The sequence below is a fragment of the Streptomyces sp. AF1A genome (assembly GCF_047340315.1).
Lineage (GTDB): Bacteria > Actinomycetota > Actinomycetes > Streptomycetales > Streptomycetaceae > Streptomyces.
The window spans coordinates 1-6,396 of record NZ_JBLEBI010000270.1 but is presented as its reverse complement, the minus strand read 5'-3'; the positions used below and the strand labels follow the sequence as shown (position 1 = coordinate 6,396).

Here is a 6,396-nt window from a genome sequence, read left to right as displayed (position 1 = left end):
CGGACCGGCTTGCGCGGCATCTCGTGATCGTCGCCGATGCCGTGCTGCCCTTTCTGCCCACCGTGCTTCCCTGCGGCGAGGAGAAACCCTCGGCCGCCCACCGGGCCCGGCTGGCGCTTGCCGAAGCCGCCGGGACGGTGCTGGCCGGCGGCCTGTCCCTGCTCGGCATCGACGCACCCGAACACCTCTGAGGGCCCGAGAGCAGATGTGCCCCGGAGAGAGACAGAGAGTCTGAGAGCCACGTCATGAGCCGTTCCGCCCACCCCGCCGGGCCCCGTCACGCCGACGTCCTGCCCGAGGGGCACTACACCGCGCCGCCCGCCGACCTCAACGCCCTGGACGCGAAGGTCTGGGCCCAGACCGTCGGCCGGGGCGAGGACGGGGTCGTCACCGTCGGCGGCGTCCCGGTGACCCGGCTGGCCGAGAAGTTCGGCACGCCCGTCTACATCCTGGACGAGGCCGACTTCCGGGCCCGGGCGCGCGCCTGGCGTACCGCCTTCGGGGCCGACGCCGACGTGTTCTACGCCGGGAAGGCGTTCCTCTCGCGTGCCGTCGTGCGGTGGCTGAAGGAGGAGGGGCTCAACCTCGACGTGTGCTCGGGTGGGGAGCTGGCCACCGCCCTGTCCGCGGGCATGCCCCCCGAGCGCATCGCCTTCCACGGCAACAACAAGTCCCCGGAGGAGATCCGCCGGGCCGTCGAGGCCGGGGTCGGGCGGATCGTGCTCGACTCCTTCCAGGAGATCGTGCGGGTCGCCCACATCGCGCAGTCGCTGGAGAAGCGGCAGAAGGTGCAGATCCGGATCACCGTGGGCGTCGAGGCGCACACGCACGAGTTCATCGCCACCGCGCACGAGGACCAGAAGTTCGGGATTCCGCTGGCCGGGGGGCAGGCCGCCGAGGCCGTGCGGCGCGCGCTGCGGCTCGACGGGCTCGAGCTGATCGGCATCCACTCCCACATCGGCTCGCAGATCTTCGACATGTCCGGCTTCGAGGTCGCCGCCCACCGCGTGGTCGGGCTGCTCCGGGACATTCGCGACGAGCACGGGGTCGAACTGCCGGAGATCGACCTCGGGGGCGGGCTCGGGATCGCCTACACCAGTGAGGACGACCCGCGCGAGCCGCACGAGATCGCCAAGGCGCTGACCGAGATCGTCGCGCGCGAGTGCGAGGCCGCGCGGCTGCGGGCGCCCCGGATCTCCGTCGAGCCCGGGCGGGCCATCGTGGGACCGACCGCGTTCACGCTGTACGAGGTCGGGACCGTCAAGCCGCTGGATGGGCTGCGGACCTACGTGTCCGTGGACGGCGGCATGTCCGACAACATCCGGACGGCGCTGTACGACGCCGAGTACAGCGTCGCGCTGGTGTCCCGGACGAGCGACGCCGAGCCGATGCTCGTCCGCGTGGTCGGCAAGCACTGCGAGAGCGGGGACATCGTGGTCAAGGACGCGTTCCTGCCCGCCGACCTGGCGCCGGGCGACCTGATCGCCGTGCCGGCCACGGGCGCGTACTGCCGGTCCATGGCCAGCAACTACAACCACGTGCTCCGGCCGCCCGTCGTCGCCGTGAAGGACGGCGGCGCCCGGGCGATCGTCCGGCGCGAGACGGAGGAGGACCTCTTGCGTCTGGACGTCGGGTGACCGAACGTCCCGGCTTCAGGTGACCGAAACGGCGTGCGGACGACGACCACCAGGAAGGCCGTCAAAACACCGGCCCAGGACATCGGACGCCAGGACACCGGACACCGGACGCCGGACGCCGGACACCCGCAAAGACAAACGGGGCGGAAGATCTGCGGTTTCCCGCCCCGGGAAAAATGAAATAGACGTCTCACGATCCGGACGAAGGGTAGAAACTCCCGTCCGGTGAGTGAGACTGGTCCAACCGTAGACGGTATGAGGAAACGAGGTCGGATGATGCGTACGCGTCCGCTGAAGGTGGCGCTGCTGGGCTGTGGAGTGGTCGGCTCAGAGGTGGCGCGCATCATGACGACGCACGCCGACGACCTCGCCGCCCGGATCGGCGCCCCGGTCGAACTCGCCGGGGTGGCCGTGCGCAGGCCCGCCAAGGTGCGCGAGGGGATCGACCCGGACCTCATCACCACCGACGCCACCGCCCTCGTCAAACGCGGGGACATCGACGTGGTGGTCGAGGTCATCGGCGGGATCGAGCCCGCCCGGGCGCTCATCACCACCGCCTTCGAGCACGGCGCCTCGGTCGTGTCCGCCAACAAGGCCCTGCTGGCCCAGGACGGGGCCGCGCTGCACGCCGCCGCCGAGGAGCACGGCCGGGACCTGTACTACGAGGCCGCCGTCGCCGGCGCCATCCCGCTGATCCGGCCGCTGCGCGAGTCCCTCGCCGGGGACAAGGTCAACCGGGTGCTCGGCATCGTCAACGGCACCACCAACTTCATCCTCGACAAGATGGACTCCACGGGGGCCGGCTACCAGGAGGCCCTGGACGAGGCCACCGCCCTCGGGTACGCGGAGGCCGACCCGACCGCCGACGTCGAGGGGTTCGACGCCGCCGCCAAGGCCGCCATCCTCGCCGGCATCGCCTTTCACACGCGTGTGCGCCTCGACGACGTCTACCGCGAGGGCATGACCGAGGTCACCGCCGCGGACTTCGCCTCCGCCAAGGAGATGGGCTGCACCATCAAGCTGCTCGCCATCTGCGAGCGGGCGGCCGACGGGGCCTCCGTCACCGCGCGCGTGCACCCCGCGATGATCCCGCTCAGCCATCCGCTGGCCTCGGTGCGCGGGGCGTACAACGCCGTCTTCGTGGAGAGCGACGCCGCCGGGCAGCTCATGTTCTACGGCCCCGGCGCCGGCGGCTCGCCCACCGCCTCCGCCGTCCTCGGCGACCTGGTCGCGGTCTGCCGCAACCGGATCAACGGGGCCACCGGTCCCGGCGAGTCCGCGTACGCCGCGCTGCCCGTCTCGCCCATGGGCGACGCCGTCACGCGCTACCACATCAGCCTGGACGTCGCCGACAAACCGGGCGTCCTCGCCCAGGTCGCCACCGTCTTCGCCGAGCACGGGGTTTCCATCGATACGGTTCGGCAGCAGGGCAGAAATCAGAGCAGCGGCGACGCGGCCGCCGTCGAACAGGGTGGCGGCGGGCGACGGGAGGGCGGCGAGGCCTCCCTCGTCGTCGTCACCCACCGGGCCCTCGACGCCTCCCTGTCCGGGACCGTCGAGGCGCTGCGCAAGCTCGACACCGTGCGGGGTGTCGCCAGCATCATGCGGGTTGAAGGAGAGTAACCAGCAATGACCCACCAGTGGCGCGGAATCATCGAGGAGTACCGGGACCGGCTGCCGGTATCCGACACCACGCCGGTCGTGACGCTCCGCGAGGGCGGCACGCCCCTCGTACCCGCGCAGGTGCTCTCCGAGCGCACCGGCTGCGAGGTGCACCTCAAGGTCGAGGGCGCGAACCCCACCGGGTCCTTCAAGGACCGCGGCATGACCATGGCCATCTCCAAGGCCAAGGAGGAGGGGGCCAAGGCCGTCATCTGCGCCTCCACCGGCAACACGTCGGCCTCCGCCGCCGCTTACGCCGTGCGCGCCGGCATGGTCTCCGCCGTGCTCGTGCCGCAGGGCAAGATCGCGCTCGGCAAGATGGGCCAGGCCCTCGTGCACGGCGCGAAGATCCTCCAGGTCGACGGCAACTTCGACGACTGCCTCACCCTCGCCCGCGCGCTCAGCGACAACTACCCCGTGGCGCTGGTCAATTCGGTCAATCCGGCACGTATCGAGGGTCAGAAGACGGCCGCGTTCGAGATCGTCGACATGCTCGGTGACGCGCCCGACATCCACGTCCTCCCGGTCGGCAACGCGGGCAACATCACCGCCTACTGGAAGGGCTACCGGGAGTACGCCGCCGACGGCATCGCCACCAAGACCCCGCGCATGTGGGGCTTCCAGGCCTCCGGCAGCGCCCCGATCGTGCGCGGCGAGGTCGTCAAGGACCCGTCGACCATCGCCACCGCGATCCGGATCGGCAACCCCGCCTCCTGGCAGTACGCGCTGGCCGCCCGCGACGAGTCCGGCGGCGCCATCGACGAGGTGACGGACCGTGAAATCCTGCGTGCCTACCGCCTGTTGGCCGCCCAGGAGGGCGTCTTCGTGGAGCCCGCCTCCGCCGCCTCCGTCGCCGGTCTGCTCAAGGCCGCCGAGCAGGGCAGGGTCGACCCGGGGCAGCGCATCGTGTGCACCGTCACCGGCAACGGCCTGAAGGACCCGGACTGGGCCGTCGCGGGCGCCCCGCAGCCGGTCACCGTCCCGGTCGACGCGGCCACCGCGGCCGAGCGCCTCGGCCTCGCCTGAGCGCCGGGCGTCCGGGTTCTCCCTGGCGGGGAGCACAGGGGGCTTGCGACACGCATCGTGCGCCTCCTGTGCGCCCTATGTCGCCACAGAACCTTCCTTCGATAGGCTGTAGTGAACCCGCCCACCGCATATGCCCTGCGTGTGGCACGGGGCCGTGTCGTCCGCGCGGCCCGACGGGTCTTCGTACGTCATCGGAAGTCCACCGAGTGACCATCGAATCCATCGAGCGTCACTCGACAAGTCCCGCAGCTCAAGGAGAGTCTTCGAGCGATGGCCGGTCCAGCGTTCCGCGCCGCCGCCGTCCGGGTGCGCGTTCCCGCCACCAGCGCCAACCTCGGCCCGGGCTTCGACGCCCTGGGCCTCGCGCTGGGGCTGTACGACGACGTCGTCGTCCGGGTGGCCGACTCCGGGCTGCACATCGACATCGCGGGAGAGGGCAGCGAGACACTCCCGCGTGACGAGTCTCACCTTCTCGTCCGCTCGCTGCGCATCGCCTTCGATCTGCTGGGCGGACAGCCGCGCGGCCTGGAGATCGTCTGCGCCAACCGCATCCCGCACGGCCGCGGCCTCGGCTCCTCCTCCGCCGCCATCTGCGCCGGCATCGTCGCCGCCCGCGCCGTGACCATAGGCGGCGAGGCCCGCCTCGACGACGCCGCCCTGCTGGAGCTGGCCACCGAGATCGAGGGCCACCCGGACAACGTGGCCGCCTGTCTGCTCGGCGGTTTCACCCTGTCCTGGATGGAGGCCGGCACAGCCCGGGCGATCAGGATGGACCCGCACGATTCCATCGTTCCGGTGGTTTTCGTGCCCGGAAAGCCGGTGCTGACCGAGACCGCCCGAGGTCTGCTGCCGCGCACCGTGCCGCACGTCGACGCCGCCGCCAACGCGGGCCGTGCCGCCCTGCTCGTCGAGGCCCTGACCAGGCGCCCCGAGCTGCTGCTGCCCGCCACCGAGGACCGCCTCCACCAGGAGTACCGCGCCCCGGCGATGCCGGAGAGCGCCGCGCTGGTGGAGCGGCTGCGGGCCGACGGGATCCCGGCTGTCATCTCGGGCGCCGGACCCACCGTCATGGCCCTGGCCGACGAGGACAGCGCCGACAAGGTGTCCCACCTCGCGGGCGAGGGCTGGGCCGCCAACCGGCTGGACCTCGACGTACAGGGAGCGAGTGTGCTGCCGCTTGCGACCTGATACGCGGTAGCTCGGATGCCGGATGTTTTGGAGAGGGGGAATGTTTGTTGGATCCGGTAGTGTTAACCTCAAGTCTGCACCCGACCCCACCATGGCGAGGTGCCTCGTGTCCCCGTCCGGGACAGACATTCTTCCGGGAGTCTCCCACGCCACTCCGTGTTCCGTGCGCCGTACCTGGGCAGTACGTCGTATGCGGACACTGAGCGGTCCGCCGGGCACGCTCCGGAATCGGTGCGACCACGCCACGTGACACTGGGTGCCACGACTCGCGGAAGCGCCAATCACCGCACATTCCTCCGCCGCTTTGGCGGACCACCGCCCCGGCACGGTTCACCGAAGACAGGACCGTAGCCGGACAGCACAACCGGTCGCCGAGCCAGAAGGCCGACGTCCGCTCCAGGGAAGGACCCTTCGTGAGCGACACCACCGATCTGATGGGCGCACGTGTCGAGGAGACCGCTGCCGCGCCCGCCACGGACGCCTCCGCGCCTGCCACCGGTGCCGGCTCCCGGCGGCGCCGCGGTACCGGCCTCGAGGGCATGGTGCTGGCCGAGCTGCAGCAGGTCGCCTCGGGCCTCGGCATCAGGGGCACCGCGCGGATGCGCAAGAGCCAGCTGATCGAGGTCATCAAGGAGGCGCAGGCCGCGGGAGGCGCTCCCGCCCCGAAGGCCGAGGCCGCCACCGAGACCAAGCCGAAGCGCCGGGCCACCTCCAAGGCCCGCACCGGCGAGGAGACCGCCGACAAGAAGGCGGAGGCCAGGGCCGAGGCCCCTGCCGAACAGGCCGTGGCCCAGCAGCAGATCGAGATCCCCGGCCAGCCGGCCTCCGACGACGCCCCGGCCGAGCGCCGTCGCCGCCGCGCCACCGCCGAGGCCGGCAGCCC

The 6,396-nt window shown here is 71.5% G+C and carries 6 protein-coding genes; all 6 read left to right on the top strand.

Annotation, left to right across the window (positions count from 1 at the left end; translation table 11 throughout):
- Positions 1-191 (top strand): DALR anticodon-binding domain-containing protein (locus ACLU3S_RS35165; protein WP_413956033.1); only part of this gene is annotated, 191 nt, incomplete at its 5' end.
- 54 nt (positions 192-245) lie between these two features.
- Positions 246-1,637 (top strand): diaminopimelate decarboxylase, encoded by a 1,392-nt coding sequence (lysA, locus tag ACLU3S_RS35160; protein WP_413956032.1) that lies wholly within the window; start codon positions 246-248, stop codon positions 1,635-1,637.
- 273 nt (positions 1,638-1,910) lie between these two features.
- Positions 1,911-3,260, top strand: coding sequence for a homoserine dehydrogenase (locus ACLU3S_RS35155; protein ID WP_413956031.1), 1,350 nt, complete (start codon positions 1,911-1,913; stop codon positions 3,258-3,260).
- Between the two features lie 6 nt (positions 3,261-3,266).
- Entirely contained in the window at positions 3,267-4,325 is a 1,059-nt protein-coding gene (thrC, locus tag ACLU3S_RS35150) for a threonine synthase (RefSeq protein WP_413956030.1), read from the top strand.
- Between the two features lie 270 nt (positions 4,326-4,595).
- On the top strand, positions 4,596-5,513 hold the full coding sequence (gene thrB, locus ACLU3S_RS35145) for a homoserine kinase (protein WP_413956029.1): 918 nt from the start codon (positions 4,596-4,598) through the stop codon (positions 5,511-5,513).
- 413 nt (positions 5,514-5,926) lie between these two features.
- On the top strand, positions 5,927-6,396 hold a 470-nt coding region (locus ACLU3S_RS35140; protein WP_413956028.1), incomplete at its 3' end, for a Rho termination factor N-terminal domain-containing protein.

Coding starts and splice junctions, on each gene's coding strand:
- ACLU3S_RS35155 (WP_413956031.1), top strand. CDS start 1,911: ATGATGCGTACGCGTCCGCTGAAGGTGGCGCTGCTGGGCTGTGGAGTG.
- thrB (WP_413956029.1), top strand. CDS start 4,596: ATGGCCGGTCCAGCGTTCCGCGCCGCCGCCGTCCGGGTGCGCGTTCCC.
- thrC (WP_413956030.1), top strand. CDS start 3,267: ATGACCCACCAGTGGCGCGGAATCATCGAGGAGTACCGGGACCGGCTG.
- lysA (WP_413956032.1), top strand. CDS start 246: ATGAGCCGTTCCGCCCACCCCGCCGGGCCCCGTCACGCCGACGTCCTG.